This is a genomic window from Dialister succinatiphilus, from assembly GCF_928721695.1.
In the GTDB taxonomy this organism is placed as follows: Bacteria; Bacillota; Negativicutes; order Veillonellales; family Dialisteraceae; genus Dialister; species Dialister succinatiphilus.
In genome coordinates this window covers 616527-631096 of record NZ_OV788641.1, presented here as the reverse complement: position 1 = coordinate 631096, position 14570 = coordinate 616527, and the positions used below count along the sequence as shown (strand labels likewise).

16 protein-coding genes are annotated in these 14570 nt (G+C 50.9%); 15 read left to right on the top strand and 1 reads right to left on the bottom strand.

The window, feature by feature from the left end; genetic code table 11:
* Positions 1-71 precede the first annotated feature (71 nt).
* From ltrA to NW747_RS02770, 5 genes are all read left to right on the top strand, one after another.
* Positions 72-1466: a group II intron reverse transcriptase/maturase gene (gene ltrA / locus NW747_RS02790; protein WP_273187918.1), complete on the top strand. Its 1395-nt coding sequence runs from the start codon at positions 72-74 to the stop codon at positions 1464-1466.
* A gap of 380 nt (positions 1467-1846) precedes the next feature.
* Positions 1847-3295: a serine hydrolase gene (locus tag NW747_RS02785; protein ID WP_273187917.1), complete on the top strand. Its 1449-nt coding sequence runs from the start codon at positions 1847-1849 to the stop codon at positions 3293-3295.
* A gap of 68 nt (positions 3296-3363) precedes the next feature.
* The gene (locus NW747_RS02780; RefSeq protein WP_273187916.1) at positions 3364-3855 is read left to right on the top strand and encodes a GNAT family N-acetyltransferase; all 492 of its coding nucleotides are present in this window, start codon (positions 3364-3366) and stop codon (positions 3853-3855) included.
* A 194-nt stretch (positions 3856-4049) separates the two neighbouring features.
* Positions 4050-4496: a hypothetical protein gene (locus NW747_RS02775; RefSeq protein WP_273187915.1), complete on the top strand. Its 447-nt coding sequence runs from the start codon at positions 4050-4052 to the stop codon at positions 4494-4496.
* 174 nt (positions 4497-4670) lie between these two features.
* Positions 4671-5141 carry a MarR family winged helix-turn-helix transcriptional regulator gene (locus NW747_RS02770; RefSeq protein WP_273187914.1) on the top strand — a complete coding sequence of 157 codons (471 nt, stop codon included), beginning with the start codon at positions 4671-4673 and terminating at the stop codon, positions 5139-5141.
* 131 nt (positions 5142-5272) lie between these two features.
* Here NW747_RS02770 and NW747_RS02765 read toward each other — a convergent pair whose 3' ends face one another.
* Entirely contained in the window at positions 5273-5998 is a 726-nt protein-coding gene (locus NW747_RS02765) for a gamma-glutamyl-gamma-aminobutyrate hydrolase family protein (protein WP_273187913.1), read from the bottom strand.
* 960 nt (positions 5999-6958) lie between these two features.
* Here NW747_RS02765 and NW747_RS02760 point away from each other — a divergent pair.
* The 10 genes from NW747_RS02760 to atpG all read left to right on the top strand — a co-directional run bounded on the left by NW747_RS02760 (position 6959) and on the right by atpG (position 14543).
* Entirely contained in the window at positions 6959-8020 is a 1062-nt protein-coding gene (locus tag NW747_RS02760; protein WP_273187912.1) for a glycosyltransferase family 4 protein, read from the top strand.
* A 66-nt stretch (positions 8021-8086) separates the two neighbouring features.
* Positions 8087-9229, top strand: a complete 1143-nt coding sequence (gene wecB / locus NW747_RS02755) for a non-hydrolyzing UDP-N-acetylglucosamine 2-epimerase (protein WP_273187911.1) — start codon at positions 8087-8089, stop codon at positions 9227-9229.
* Positions 9230-9330: 101 nt separating this feature from the next.
* The gene (locus NW747_RS02750; protein ID WP_273097055.1) at positions 9331-9561 is read left to right on the top strand and encodes an AtpZ/AtpI family protein; all 231 of its coding nucleotides are present in this window, start codon (positions 9331-9333) and stop codon (positions 9559-9561) included.
* 1 nt (position 9562) lies between these two features.
* Positions 9563-9943 carry a hypothetical protein gene (locus NW747_RS02745; RefSeq protein ID WP_273187910.1) on the top strand — a complete coding sequence of 127 codons (381 nt, stop codon included), beginning with the start codon at positions 9563-9565 and terminating at the stop codon, positions 9941-9943.
* 43 nt (positions 9944-9986) lie between these two features.
* Positions 9987-10649, top strand: coding sequence for a F0F1 ATP synthase subunit A (gene atpB / locus NW747_RS02740; RefSeq protein ID WP_008859675.1), 663 nt, complete (start codon positions 9987-9989; stop codon positions 10647-10649).
* A gap of 127 nt (positions 10650-10776) precedes the next feature.
* A complete protein-coding gene (gene atpE, locus NW747_RS02735) occupies positions 10777-11028 on the top strand; it encodes a F0F1 ATP synthase subunit C (protein WP_008859676.1) in 252 nt (83 codons plus the stop codon).
* Positions 11029-11061: 33 nt separating this feature from the next.
* Positions 11062-11556 (top strand): F0F1 ATP synthase subunit B, encoded by a 495-nt coding sequence (atpF, locus tag NW747_RS02730; RefSeq protein WP_273187909.1) that lies wholly within the window; start codon positions 11062-11064, stop codon positions 11554-11556.
* A 2-nt stretch (positions 11557-11558) separates the two neighbouring features.
* Positions 11559-12098: a F0F1 ATP synthase subunit delta gene (locus NW747_RS02725; protein ID WP_008859678.1), complete on the top strand. Its 540-nt coding sequence runs from the start codon at positions 11559-11561 to the stop codon at positions 12096-12098.
* A gap of 19 nt (positions 12099-12117) precedes the next feature.
* Positions 12118-13659, top strand: coding sequence for a F0F1 ATP synthase subunit alpha (gene atpA / locus NW747_RS02720; RefSeq protein WP_273187908.1), 1542 nt, complete (start codon positions 12118-12120; stop codon positions 13657-13659).
* A 5-nt stretch (positions 13660-13664) separates the two neighbouring features.
* Positions 13665-14543, top strand: coding sequence for an ATP synthase F1 subunit gamma (gene atpG / locus NW747_RS02715; RefSeq protein ID WP_273097048.1), 879 nt, complete (start codon positions 13665-13667; stop codon positions 14541-14543).
* Positions 14544-14570: the final 27 nt, after the last annotated feature.

The window sequence follows — 14570 nt, the reverse complement described above, 5'->3', positions numbered from 1 at the left end:
TCATAGTACCGCAAAAGCGGGAAGGGCCGAACAATTTCGGCCAAAGTAAATCATGAAAGGAGGAACGCGCGGTGAAAACAGAATACAGTTTACAAAATGGCTACCGGTTGGAAAATAGTGGAACTGACGGAGATACAACAAGGAGCGTTGAGCACGGTCCTCGGGAAATGAAAGAAATGGCAAGCAGAATCACACTGGAGCGCATTGTGAACAGAGGTAATCTCTACGATGCCTACCAGCGAGTAAAAGCCAATAACGGGGCACCCGGCATAGACAATATGACTGTGAAGGAATACCCCGAATGGTACGCAGAGCATGGAGAGGAGTGGATTGCAAGTATCCTGAACGGAACCTACAAGCCACTCCCTGTGCGGCGAGTAGAAATCCCGAAGGACAACAAAGGAGGAAAGCGGAAGCTTGGAATACCCGTTGTCAAAGACAGAGTATTACAACAGGCGACCGCACAAATCCTCATGCCCTTTTATGAGTGCAAATTTGCGGAGTGCAGTTTTGCATACCGGCCCCACAGAGGAGCCCGGCAGGCAATGGAAGTGGTAAAGCGGAGTGTAGAGGAAGGATATGAATACGCATGCGTACTCGACCTTTCTAAATACTTCGACACCATCAACCATGAACTGCTGATGAATATGCTGAGACAGGACATTTCGGATAAAAGAGTCATCGAACTCATCAAGAAATTTCTGAAAAGCGGAGTCATGGTCAAGGGATTGAAACAACGCACAGAAGAAGGCTCACCGCAAGGTGGGAACCTGTCCCCACTGCTGGCAAATATCTATCTGACTCCATTCGACAAAGAGTTTGAGGGGAGAGGCGTGTGTATCGTCAGATACGCCGACGACATCCTCATACTGGCCAAAAGCCAAAGAGCGGCAGAAAGACTGCTGAAAAGCAGTACTAAGTATCTGGAAACCCGGCGGAAGCTTAAGGTAAACAGAGAAAAGAGCAAAGCAATCAGCGTCTATAAAACGCCGGACTTTAAATTTCTTGGATTCTCGGTGACCAAAAGAGGGAAAGAGGTTAAACTAATGCCTCATGCGAACTCGGTAGCCAAATTGAAGAGGAAATTGAAAAGTCTGACAGGCCGTAGCAAAGGCAGGGGCGCAAGAGAGATTATCCGCAAAACGACTGAATATAATCGTGGATGGGTTGGTTATTATGGAATAGCAGACCTGACACGGATAGTAGGTCTTGATGGATGGGTAAGGTCTCGTATACGAATGTGCATATGGAAGCAGTGGAAGAACATATCCACACGGATAGATGCACTGCTCCGACTGCATGTCCCAGGAAAACTTGCATTCAAGTGGGGAAAGAGTCAGAAAGGATACTGGCGCATAGCTCATAGCCAGATAATGATGACTTCAGTGACAAACAGGATACTGGAGAAAGCTGGATTCATCGGTCTAAAACAATGCTATGAGAATATAATCTGCCCAAGGAATTGAACCGCCGTATACCGAACGGTATGTACGGTGGTGTGAGAGGGATGAATAATCTCTACTCGATTGCAAGCGAACTGGATTCATAGGGGAGCCCCGCGACCCGCGAATCCAGTGAGACGCCATCCAGCGAAGTCGGTATGTACGAGGGTAAGAATGATTATGATACTCGATGTGGACGTGACCGCCGAAAGGCGGCATTATAATACTCATCGCCCTGCGGGCGATACCGCAACCCTCGGCCTGAAAGGCCGTCAAACTTAAGAACCCTTGGGCCGAAGGCCCATCCATCTTAAGAACCTTTCCCTTTGAACCCTCTGAACCCTCACGCCCGAAAGGGCGTGTCACAGGGGCGCAGAACCTTTATATATAAGGAGATGCCATCCATGACCATTGATTATGAAAAACTGTTTTCTCTCATCCGCCAGATGATGGATTATTACTCCATCCCCGGCATGGCGCTGGGGATTATTACGCCGGGCAAGGTGCATACGGAAGGCTTTGGCATCCGGGACGGAGCGGGCCATCCTTTTCTGCCGGATACCATCAGCGGCATTGGCTCCTGCAGCAAATCCATGACGGCCTTCGCCGTGATGAGACTGGCAGAGAAGGGACTGCTGGATATCGATGAACCGGTGGCTTCCTATATCCCCGGTTTTGCCCTCTGGGATGAGGCGGCTTCCCGGCAGGTGACGATTCGGGATATGCTCTGCCACCGGACGGGGGTGGGCGGTCACGACGGAGCCTGGCCGGATAATTCCATTTCCCGCGTGGCCTACCTGAAGCGGCTGAAGTACCTGGAGCCCAATGCCCCTTTCCGCAGCCTGGCCCAGTACAGCAATGTCATGTATGCGGCTATCGGCGGCATTATGGAAGCGGTTTCGGGAAAGAAATGGGAAACTATTCTTCGGGAGGAAATTTTCGGGCCTCTGGGGATGGACCGCACTTTCTGCCTTATGGATGAGGCCGCGTCTGATGAAAACTGCGCCATGCCCTTCCGCTGGAATCAGGGCCTTCATGAGATTCCCCGCTGGAACATCGACCAGGCAGGCCCCTGCGGTTCTGTGATGAGCAGCGCTGAAGATATGGTGAAATGGATTTCCCTTCATATGGAAGGGGGAAAGAAAGAGGGAGCCTATCTTCTTTCTCCCTCTGATTTCATGGAAATGCACAGGCCCCAGATTCTCATGGATTATCCTCATGTGCGGGGCGGAAGGAGCCTGGGTTATGGCTTCGGCTGGCGGGTGATGGAATATCATGGCGCCCTGGTGCAGCAGCATACCGGAAAGATTGAAGGATACAGCGCCTTCCAGTTCTACATTCCCTCTTTATCTTCCGGCGCCGTGTACCTCCAGAATCTTCATGCACCGGACAATCCTTTGATTTTTGCCCTGCAGGGATTCCTGCTGGATGCCTTCCTTGGGCGGGAAGAGGAGGACTGGTATGGCATGTACACGGAAAAAGGAAAATCCCATGCCCCCGAGGATATGTACCATCATCTGGAGTTTGACTGGCTGCCGAAGAGCAGCGCCCGGGGGCCCCTGTCCCATGAGGCGAAGGACTACAGGGGAACCTATTTCCATCCCGGCTACGGCACCTTCCGGGTGACGGAACGGGAAGGGCGCTTCTATCTCCAGGAGCGGGAGGTGAAGGACCGGCCCATGACCCATCTCTATTACGACACCTTCAGCGTGGACAATGTGAAGGAGGATACGGACCTGTACCGCCTGCCCCTTACGTTTTACGCCGATGACGCCGGAGACATTGCGGGATTTCATCTTCTCATGGAACCGAAGGTTCATCCCCTCTGTTTTAAAAAGGTGGAGATGGTATAATAAAACAGCACAGGATGATACCGCAGGTATGACCTGCGGTATTTTAATGACAGATAAGGGGAATATATATGATAACCTATACCATCAGACAGGGCAGGGCAGAGGACGCAGCGGCGCTGGCGTCAGTGGAGGCGGAATGCTTTCCGGCGGCAGAAGCGGCTACGGCAGAGGAAATCGGAGAAAGACTCTCCGTGTATCCCACCCACTTCCTTCTCCTTTACCGGGACGGGAAGCTGGCAGGATTTATTGACGGTATGGTCACTGATGAAAAGGATCTTCGGGATGAAATGTATGAAAAGGCATCCCTCCACAACGAGAAAGGAGCCTGGCAGATGATTTTCGGCCTGAATACCATTCCTCCTTTCCGAAGGGAAGGCTGCGCCGGACGGCTCATAGAAGCCTTTAAGAAACAGGCAAAGGAGGAAGGCCGGAAGGGCATGGTCCTCACCTGCAAGGACAGGCTGGTTCATTACTATGCCCGATTCGGCTTTGAAAATGAAGGGGTTTCCACCTCCACCCACGGCCATGTGGTGTGGTACCAGATGCGGCTAACTTTCTGAATCAAAAGCGCTGATTTGCTATAGAATCTATTTATAAGTACTGAAAAGAAAAACGGATATGCATAGATATCATTGGAAAATTTTCGGTCTCCCGGGGAAATGGGGTGATTCTTTTCTTCCATAAGTCCATGCATTATAATAAATGCATATAGATTTTACTATGAATTCCATGGCTTATTTGGGGGGTTGTTTTTATGAAACGCTCTATCGTGAAAGGGCTGCTCCTAGCGCTCTGCCTTCTTCCTGCTGCGGCTGGCGCCACGGAGGGAGGAGTCCCCGATAGAAATGAGGACAGGGGCATACAGTTTTCCTCGGCCTTTTCTTCCGTAGAAAAGGGCGGAGAATCGGAATCGACCCTGTATTTCAATGACGGCTTTGGCCGGATGACTGAGTTTCATATGGTATCTGACAATCATGTGATGACTGTGACCATACGGCAGAATATGAGAATCGTGTGGAAAGGCAGCTGCCACGTGAAAAATGATGATTTCTCCGTGGTCCGCAGAGAAGGGGAAGGACATATTTATTTTCTCATCACCATGGGAGAACATACCTATCGCGGCGAAATTACCAGAGACGACAGCTGGGATGTGCAGGAAGTCAGGACGAGCCTGCCTGTTCGTGTTTCTGCATCAGAATAAATGATTTCTGCTGTAGAATTGAATATTTCCCCAATTTTTTGACTGGCAGTAGAAATCTGTAGTATAATAAAAACACAATCTGAGTTAAACATCCTATCGTATGCTATTATAAAAGAATTGTTTCAGGGGAACTGGAAAAGAATTTCATTAGCGTCTTAGAGTAAGGTGAGAGTTATGAAAAGACAAATACACTTAAAACCGGAAGATTTAAAAGGAAGCGATAAACTGGGACTGACCTACAACTTGGGGCAGGCCCATAAAATGATGCTTCTCCGCCAGTCGGGCATTATGAAGAAGTTTGGACTGACAGCCCGCCAGTCTCTGATTATCGCCTATTTGTCTACCCATAAAAAGGAAGTGGTTACCCAGAAAACACTGGAAGACCACCTTCACCTGACGAATCCCACCATTACGGTCATGGTGAAATCCATGATTGAAAAAGGACTGATCCGCAAGGAAAGAATGCCCGATGATGCCAGAAAGTACCGCCTTTTCATGACAGACAAGGCAAAACAGGTGGAACAGGCCAGCCAGAAGGCGTCCAAGGATCTGGACGAATCTTTCTATGAAGGTATTCCGGAAAGCGATATGCAGGTGTTCAAGGGCGTGCTCAGCCGTATTATGAAAAACCTGGATATGGGCTGATTCATAAGAAATAAAAAGAACTGTGAGAGAAGGGGCTCACAGTTCTTTTTTTATGGCATGGGCCGGGCGAAAAGCTCCGCCTGCCCCTGAGGCGGCAGGGGAAATGATGCTCTATGCCGTCCCGGCTGCGCCTATTTCAGCCGTATGATTCTATCTGCAAAGGCACGGAAGAGGGGATCCATGACACCATCCTCCATATTTTCCGGATGCCACTGCACCGCAGCAACCAGTTCATTATCCCGGCTCTCCACCGCTTCGATGATGCCGTCTCTGGCGCGGGCGGCTTCCCTCAGGGAAGGCGCCAGTTTCTTGATGCCCTCTCTGTGACGGGAGTTCACATAGAGGCCGTCGCCCAGAATATCATGGAGACGGCTTTCCTTATTGATTTCCACATAATGAGTGGCTATGTTTCCCGGTGCCTTCTGCATGTGCTGGATGAAAGCCTTGGGGTTCTGGGAGGGCATGTCCTGCCAGAGCGTGCCGCCCAGGGCCACGTTCAGAATCTGCATGCCCCGGCAGATGCCAAGGATGGGCTTTCCCATTTTCAGACAGGCCTTGATGAGCCTGATCTCAAAGATATCCCTTTTTTCATAGGTGGGTCCGATGCACCACAGCGGTTCTTCTCCGTAGAAGCGAGGCGACGGATTGGGGCCGCCGGGAATCACCAGGGCGTCAAAGGTTACCACAAACTCTTCGGGATCCGCATAGTCGTCATAAGCCAGAATCACAGGCAGAATGCCTGCTTTTCCCAGGGCATTTAAAAGAGGCCGGGGCGCATAGTCCGCCATTTTCTGGTTTATGGGCTTCATGTCTGCCAGAAGGGTGTCGGCGGTGACCGCAGCGATTGGTTTTTTCAAGATGAATTCCTCCTTTTGGAAATCTGTTTCCTACATCATACCATGAATGGGGACACAGGGTGAGGGGGATGTCGTTGCCTGAGGCAGCGAAAAGCATACAACCGCCCTGGTGCCCTATGGAGATTGAGGGTTCTAAAGTTTGACGGGGCTATCGCCCCGAGGATTCTTAGGTTTGACGCGCCTCCGGCGCGAGGGTTGTGGTGGCGCCTCTAAATTTATAGAAGGCGCCCTCTTATAATAAAACCTTTACAACCGGGCTTTCGCCCGAGGGAAAACAGACCGACCTCGCTCCGCTCGAGGAAATGCATTCCCCCTTTGGTGGCTGGTGCCACCACCTTCCCGCCCCGTTGGGAAGCGTGTCACTTGATTCTCAGTCGCCTACGGCTCCTTGCGAATCAAGTTCCCTTGCCACCACTTCGTGGTGGGACTATGGATGCTTAGCCGTGGGGCCATGTCTCTACAGGAAAGCATAGAGCGATTTATTCTGTCCCCCGGATGGGGGAAAGTCCGGCGCAGCCGGATAGGGGGAGGCGAGCGCAGCGAGCCAATCCGCAGAATGCTTATCATACCATATGACATAGAAAGCCAATCCCGTAACGCTGACTTTATAAGCATTGCCCTCAGGGCAATCCACCACCTTCAGCGGCAGAGCCGCTGTCGCCCCCTGAGCGAAGCGAACACAACTCTTCTGCACAACCTGCGGCGCCAGCCGCGCCCCTTTTTTATAAAATCTGCGGCGAAGCCGCCACCACAACCTTCGGCCTGAAAGGCCGTCAAACTTAAGAACCCTCCGGCCTTCAGGCCGGTCAAACTTAAGAACCCTTTTCCAAAACCCTTTGAACCCTCACACCGAAGGTGTGTCCAATGCCACCACCGCCCCTCTTTCCTCTCTTCTTTCACAAACAGGGGCCTATGTGATAAAATAACGTAGAAGTATTGTCTTTTTTAGGAGGTGTTACGTTGTTCGCCTATGCGTTCACGTTCCTGACGGCCCTGGTAGTCACCTTTGTACTGACGCCGGTGGTGAAGAACCTGGCTATCCGTATCGGCGCCGTGGACAAGCCCGATGCCCGCAAGGTGCATCATGGACTGATTCCGCGGCTGGGAGGCCTTGCCATTTATGCGGGCTTTATGGTATCCGCCGTGGCTACCATCGGGTTTACCTATGAAATGGTGGGCATTATGCTGGGGGCCACATTCCTTATCATTGTGGGCATTGCAGATGATGTGGTATCCCTGCCGCCGAAGGTAAAGCTTTTGGGACAGATTATTGCCGCTGCCATTCCGGTGGTGATTTTCAACATCAACATCGATTGGATTCACATTCCCCGGCTGGGCATTATTTACCTGCCGGAAATCATTTCCCTGCCGCTGACCATTTTCTGGATTATCGGGTTTGTTAATACGGTGAACCTTATCGACGGCCTGGATGGGCTGGCTGCCGGCATTGCCACCATTGCCTCCATTGCCATTGCCCTTCTGGCATTCCAGATGGGCCAGTGGACGGCGGCTGCCGCCATGGTGGCCATGACCGGCGCCTGCCTGGCTTTCCTGCAGTATAATTTCAACCCTGCCAAGATTTTTATGGGTGATACGGGCTCCATGTTCCTGGGATACATCATTGCCGCCGTTTCTGTGATGGGTTCCATGAAGACCGCTGCCGCAGCGGTACTGGTGGTTCCACTGGTGGCACTGGCTGTGCCTATTACCGATACCTTCCTGGCCATTATCCGGCGGAAGAGCAGCGGTGTGCCCATTTTCTCACCGGATAAGAACCATCTCCATCACCGCCTTCTGGCCAAGGGGCTCAATCAGAAGCAGGTGGTGCTCATCATGTATGCCCTCACCGCCTTTTTCTCCTGCGTGGCCCTTCTGGTTATCCATCTCCGCACGCTGGTGGGGATAGCCATCGTGGTCATTGCCCTCATCCTTTTCATCCTGTGGGCGAGAAAGCTGGGAGTGATGAAGGAAATCGTTCCGTCTCCCTACCAGATGGAGCATCAGAAAGACAAGAAGAAATAAGATTTCATTTGCCGCCTTTCTCTTTCTTCAGGACAGGGAAGGCTGTTATTTATAAAGAGGTATAGTATGAAAGTCATGACCATTTTCGGCACAAGGCCGGAAGCCATTAAAATGGCCCCTGTTGTGAAGGAGCTTTTGAAACACAAGGAAATCGAGACAAAGGTGTGCCTCACGGCCCAGCATCGGGAAATGCTGGACCAGGTGGTGGACCTCTTCCGTCTTCCTGTAGATTATGACCTGGACATCATGAAGAGCGGACAGACTCTCTATGATATTACAGCCCGGGTTCTTCGAGGGCTGGAGGAAGTATTGAAACGGGAAAAACCGGACTACGTACTGGTGCATGGCGATACCACCACCACTTTTACCGCTGCCCTGGCTGCTTTTTACCAGCAGATCAAAGTGGGCCACGTGGAAGCAGGCCTTCGTACGGGCAATCTTCTTTCTCCCTATCCGGAAGAAGCAAACCGCCAGCTCACCGGCGTACTGGCCAATGTGAACTTTGCGCCCACCGAAACGGCCAGACAGAACCTGCTTCGTGAAAACAAGAAAGACAGCTCTATTTTTGTGGTGGGAAATACGGTGATTGATGCGCTGCTGCATACGGTGAAAAAGGATTACCATTTCGAAGACCCGGAAATCGAAGCCATTGAAGAACATAAAAGGGTCATCCTCGTCACCACCCACCGCCGTGAAAACCTGGGAGATCCCATGCACCAGGTATACCGGGCTCTGCGCCGTCTGGTGGAAGCAGTCCCTGATACGGAAGTGGTTTTCCCGGTTCACCGGAATCCGCTGGTGCGGGAGGCTGTATCGGAAGAGCTGGAAGGGGTGCCGGGCATTCATCTGGTGGAACCCATGGAGTACGAACCCTTCACCAACCTGATGGCCAGAAGCGCCATCGTACTCACCGATTCCGGCGGAATCCAGGAAGAAGCGCCAAGCCTTGGCAAGCCGGTACTGGTACTCCGGGATACCACGGAACGTCCGGAAGCGGTAGAAGCAGGCACTGTCCGCCTGGTAGGAACCGATGAGGACAAAGTATTTGAAACAGCCTACAAACTTCTTACCGATGATAAGGAGTACCGCTCCATGGCGGAAGCAGTCAATCCCTATGGCGACGGACATGCGGCCGGTCGTATCGTAGATGCTCTTTTGTGGATTGAAGGAATTAGTGACAAAAAACCTGCTAAATTTATAGCCAAGTGACAATGGTTATGGTATACTGTAGCAGTATAAATGCAATTTGTGTTTAACGTGCCCATTTTTGAAAATGCAAATCCGGCCCGGCCGGAGACAGTGGAGAGGACATGGATAAGAGGAAGGACAGGAAGGCCGATGATTTTGACCCGCTGCACAGCATTGCGGTAGCGTCGGGGGCCGGCCTCACCATTCTCTGTTCCATCGGCATAGGCCTCTGGCTTGGCATGAAGTGTGATGAATATCTGGGGACCACACCCTTTGGCATCATCATTCTCTCCATTCTGGGAGCCATATCCGGCATGTATTCGGTGATTAAACAGATTTTGGGAAAGAAATAGCATGAAATTTGATCTTACATTTCCAACCTATGCAGCTCGCATGACCAGGTTTCTCCTTGTATTTCTCATCGTCGGCACAGGAATCCTCTTTGCGTGGAAGGGCTGGACCTACGGCGCTGCCTGGGCCCTGGGGACTCTTTTCCATATACTTTTCTATAAATTAATGGTGGTCAAGTTTAACCAGTGGGTTAAAGCTGAAAGGGAGCCGGAGTTTATTGGACAGCATCTATTCATATTCACTACAATGCGGTTCATTCTGGAAATACTTTGCGCCCTGGCGGTGATTTTCAGCCCGCTGGATATACTGGCCTTTTTAGGTGGCTTACTTACACTGCCCGTCGCGACTCTGGCAGAGCGCGTGGTCGGTTTAATTAAGGAATAGGGACTTTTTCTTGACATCCTTGTAAGAGAGAGGGGGTGAGATTATGCATCTGCACACAGGTACACACGTTGTAGAGCAGCTTTTCGGCATGTCTGTGAACATGGACACGATTTTTACCACGTGGCTTACAGCCCTTATCGTTTTCATCCTTGTCTTTGCCGCTACCCGGGGCAAATCACTGATTCCCGGCGGCTGGCAGAATATGGTGGAATGGCTTATTGAAGGTTTGTGCAATCAGTTTGACAGCAATCTGGGGCATAAATACCGTCAGGTAGTCAACATTCTTCTGACCTTTTTCCTGTTTATCTTTACAGCCAACCAGATCGGTCTTCTGCCTACGGAGCATCTGACTGCTTCACCAACCAATGACGTGAACACCACACTGGGTCTGGCTATTGCCAGTTCTCTGCTCCTTCACTTCTACTTCATTAAGAATAAAGGTGTTGGACACTGGCTGAAGCACTTTTTTGAACCGTTCCCGGTTTTCGTTCTGATGAACCTGATTGAAGAGATTGCAAGGCCGGTTACGCTGGCTATGCGTCTATTCGGCAACATCCTGGCCGGCGAAATCCTGCTGGAAATTCTGTATTTCCTCTGCCCGTGGTTCGTACCTATGATCTGGATTGCTTTCAGCTTGTTTGTCGGAGCAGTTCAGGCATACATTTTCACCACCCTGGCTTCCGTGTACATGAAGGAAAGCCTCTAATCTTCGGTGGAGCAGAGCGCCGCTCTTTATCAAACGGCACGGCACCGTCCGTCCAAACGGCTTGTCAATCTATCGGTACCGGCCGTCTCCGGAAATATTTAAGTGATTCTCAGGAGGAATTATTATTATGGATCAGACAATCGTCGCACAGTATTCTCTTATCGCAGCCGCTTTCATTGCTGGCCTGGCATCTATCGCAGCTGCCTTCTCCGACTCCAAGGCAGCTTCCCATGCTCTCGAAGGCATGACCCGTCAGCCTGAAATGGCAGGCAAGCTCTTCACCAACATGCTGGTTGCTATCGGCCTTATCGAATCTATTCCGATTATTGCTATCGTTATCGCTCTGGTTCTCGTATTCGCTAACCCATTCCTTAAATAATATTACTCAATATTACCTTAAGGAGGGATCGAATTGGTAGAACTGAATGGTACACTGCTGATTCAGATCATCAACTTCGTTATTCTGTGTGCAATTCTCGGTCATTTCTGCTACAAGCCGGTACTGAAAGTTCTTGATGAACGTAAGAGCCGCATTAAGAATGACCTGGACTCCGCTGCCGCTTCCAAGGCAGATGCTGAAAAGCTGAAGGAATCCTATGAAGAACAGCTCCGCGATGCACAGGCTAAAGCCCAGGAAATTGTGGACAAGGCTGTAAAAGAAGCCAAAGTCCAGGCAGATGCCCAGATTAAGGAAGCTCATGCCGCTATTGAGAAGGAAAAGGAAAACGCAACCAAACAGATTGAGAGAGAACGCAAGGATGCTCTTGAAGAATTGAAATCCCAGGTTGCCGGACTCTCCTGCGAAATCGCAGCTAAGATCATCAGCAAAAATATGACGCCGGAAACAAATGACCGGCTGATTGCGGAAAGCATCGCCAAGCTGGATGCCCGCAAAGCAGGTAAGTAATTATGGATAAGAACGTAATCCTTGCAAAAAAGTACGGACGTGCTATCTATGAGATCGCTGCTCAGCAGAACAGCCTGAAAAAAACAGAAGAAGATCTGGTACTGATTGCAGATGCTATCCGCAAAAATCAGAACCTCAAGGATTTTCTGAATCATCCTCTGCTTGCCAGGGATGTCAAGAAAGATACGTTAACAAAACTCTTTGCAGACAAGGTACAGCCGGTTGTCATGCAATTCTGCTACGTGGTTATGGACAGAGACCGTTTTGAGGTATTCCCCATGATGGTTGACTACTACGTGACCATGGCCCACCAGGGCATGGGCGTGGAAGAAGCGGTGGTAACATCCGCCCTCCCGCTCAGCAAGTCTCAGGCTGAAACGCTGAAGGAAAAACTCTCTGCCATTACCGGCAAGAAGATTCTCCTGAAGCAGAAAGTGGATGCAGCCTTAATCGGCGGATTCACCGTCCAGGTGGGCGACCGCCTCATCGATGGCTCCGTAGCAAGGTCCCTGCAGACACTGAAAGCGAAAATGATGCAATAATTGAGGTGACTTATAGGAAATGAAAATCAGTTCAGATGAAATCACATCTGTCATTAAAAAACAGATTGAAAACTACAAAGTAGACCTCAATGTCGATGAAGTTGGTACAGTCCTTGAAGTCGGCGACGGCATTGCCCATGTATATGGCCTGCAGAACTGCATGGCCGGCGAACTCCTTGAACTGCCGAACGGCGTTTACGGAATGGCACTGAACCTGGAAGAAAGTAACGTAGGTGCCGTACTTCTGGGTCACTCTGAAACCATTAAGGAAGGCGACACTGTTAAAAGAACAGGCCACCTCATGCAGGTACCGGTAGGCAACGCAGTTATCGGCCGCGTTGTTAACGCACTGGGCCAGCCGATTGATGGCAAAGGTGAAATCAAAACCGACGAATATCGCGACATTGAAATCAAAGCACCGGGCATCGCCGACAGACAGCCGGTTAATGTCCCCCTGCAGACAGGTCTTAAAGCTATCGACTCCATGGTTCCTATCGGAAGAGGCCAGCGTGAACTTATCATCGGCGACCGCGGCACCGGTAAAACAGCCATCGGCATTGATACCATTCTGAACCAGAAGGGTCAGAACGTCATTTGTATTTATGTATCCATCGGCCAGAAGAACTCCAACGTTGTTCGTGTATACGAAAAACTGAAGGCAGCTGGCGCCATGGATTACTCCATCATCGTCCATGCAGGCGCATCCGAAGGTTCCCCGATGCAGTACCTGGCACCATACTCCGGTGTCTCCATTGCAGAACACTTCATGCACCAGGGCAAAGATGTGCTCATCATTTATGATGACCTCTCCAAACACGCTGTAGCATACCGTGCCATGTCCCTGCTGCTCCGTCGTCCACCGGGACGTGAAGCATATCCGGGCGATGTATTCTATCTGCATTCCAGACTGCTGGAACGTGCAGCCCGCCTCTCCGATGCACTGGGCGGCGGCTCCATTACAGCACTTCCTATCATTGAAACCCTGGCAGGCGACGTAGGCGCATACATTCCGACCAACGTTATTTCCATTACCGATGGCCAGATTTACCTGGAAACCGGCCTCTTCTACTCCGGTGTCCGTCCGGCAATCAACGTAGGCCTCTCCGTATCCCGTGTAGGTGGCGCTGCCCAGATTAAAGCCATGAAACAGGTAGCCGGCACCCTCCGTCTGGACCTTGCCCAGTACAGAGAACTGGCAGCCTTCGCACAGTTCGGCTCTGACCTTGATCCGGCCACCAAAGCCCAGATCGACCGCGGCCAGAGAACTACCGAAATCCTGAAACAGCCGCAGTACTCCCCGTACCCCGTCGAAGACCAGGTACAGGCCATCTATGTAGCCGTTAAAGGATACCTTGATGATATTCCCGTGGACGAAGTCGTTGACTTCGAACACCAGATTCTCGCATTCCTCCACAGCAGCCATCCGGAAATCGGCGAAGACATTGTGAAGTCCAAGAAACTGACCGATGCCAACGAAGAAAAACTGAAGGCCGCTATTGCAGAATTCAAAGAACGTTACAACGCTACAAAAGCTGAAAAGTCTGACAAGGTAGAGGGGTGATCTGATTGGAAAGTACGCGTGATATAAAAGGGCGCATTAAATCTGTCACCAACATCCAGCAGATCACAAAAGCAATGAAGATGGTTGCCGCTGCCCGCCTGCGCAAAGCAGAAGAAAAGGCAAACGGCTCCCGTCCCTATGCTGAAAAAATCGGAGAGCTCCTGCGCCGTGCTTCTTCGGTAACACCCGGTTTTACCAGCCCCCTCCTTAGAGAAGGCAAAGTAAAGAAGGTCGGATATCTGGTCATCAGCGCCGATAAAGGCCTTGCCGGTGCTTATAACTCCAACGTTATGAAGCAGACCATGCACGAAATCTCCGGTAAGGATCGTTCAACCTATGCACTTTATGTGTGCGGCAAACAGGGTAGAAACTACCTCAAATTCCGCGGGTATGATCTTGACTCCTACCACTTCGGATTTTCAGATAAACCTCAGGCCCAGGATTCCATCGACGTAGCCAAAGAAATGGTGGACTACTTCGTCAAGGAAGAAGTGGATGAAGTTTATATTATTTACACCAGATTTATCACCGCTCTCCGTCAGCAGGTGCAGGTAGAAAAACTTCTCCCTGTCCAGAACCCGGCAGATGCGGACAAGGAAGCGGAAAACGGACAGCTTGCATCGGAAGAACCCTATATGTTCCTCCCCGACGCAGCCACCGTTCTTTCCAAACTGCTTCCTGAATATGTACAGGTCCAGGTTTACAACGCCATGCTCCAGTCTGCCGCTTCCGAACTGGGAAGCCGTATGGCTGCCATGTCCGCTGCAACCGACAACGCAACTGAAAGAATCGCCGACCTCAACCTTACCTACAACAAAGCACGTCAGGCCCAGGTCACCAACGAAATTTCCGAAATTGTCGGCGGCGCAGCTGCGCTGGAATAACCTATATCGATTAAGGAGGAATGCTTC

What these genes read in the sequence shown, in the direction of transcription:
- NW747_RS02725 (WP_008859678.1), top strand. Translation starts at nt 11,559, where the DNA reads ATGGATAAGAACGTAATCCTTGCAAAAAAGTACGGACGTGCTATCTAT.
- NW747_RS02785 (WP_273187917.1), top strand. Translation starts at nt 1,847, where the DNA reads ATGACCATTGATTATGAAAAACTGTTTTCTCTCATCCGCCAGATGATG.
- atpB (WP_008859675.1), top strand. Translation starts at nt 9,987, where the DNA reads ATGCATCTGCACACAGGTACACACGTTGTAGAGCAGCTTTTCGGCATG.
- wecB (WP_273187911.1), top strand. Translation starts at nt 8,087, where the DNA reads ATGAAAGTCATGACCATTTTCGGCACAAGGCCGGAAGCCATTAAAATG.
- NW747_RS02750 (WP_273097055.1), top strand. Translation starts at nt 9,331, where the DNA reads ATGGATAAGAGGAAGGACAGGAAGGCCGATGATTTTGACCCGCTGCAC.
- NW747_RS02770 (WP_273187914.1), top strand. Translation starts at nt 4,671, where the DNA reads ATGAAAAGACAAATACACTTAAAACCGGAAGATTTAAAAGGAAGCGAT.
- atpE (WP_008859676.1), top strand. Translation starts at nt 10,777, where the DNA reads ATGGATCAGACAATCGTCGCACAGTATTCTCTTATCGCAGCCGCTTTC.
- NW747_RS02775 (WP_273187915.1), top strand. Translation starts at nt 4,050, where the DNA reads ATGAAACGCTCTATCGTGAAAGGGCTGCTCCTAGCGCTCTGCCTTCTT.
- NW747_RS02745 (WP_273187910.1), top strand. Translation starts at nt 9,563, where the DNA reads ATGAAATTTGATCTTACATTTCCAACCTATGCAGCTCGCATGACCAGG.
- NW747_RS02780 (WP_273187916.1), top strand. Translation starts at nt 3,364, where the DNA reads ATGATAACCTATACCATCAGACAGGGCAGGGCAGAGGACGCAGCGGCG.
- atpA (WP_273187908.1), top strand. Translation starts at nt 12,118, where the DNA reads ATGAAAATCAGTTCAGATGAAATCACATCTGTCATTAAAAAACAGATT.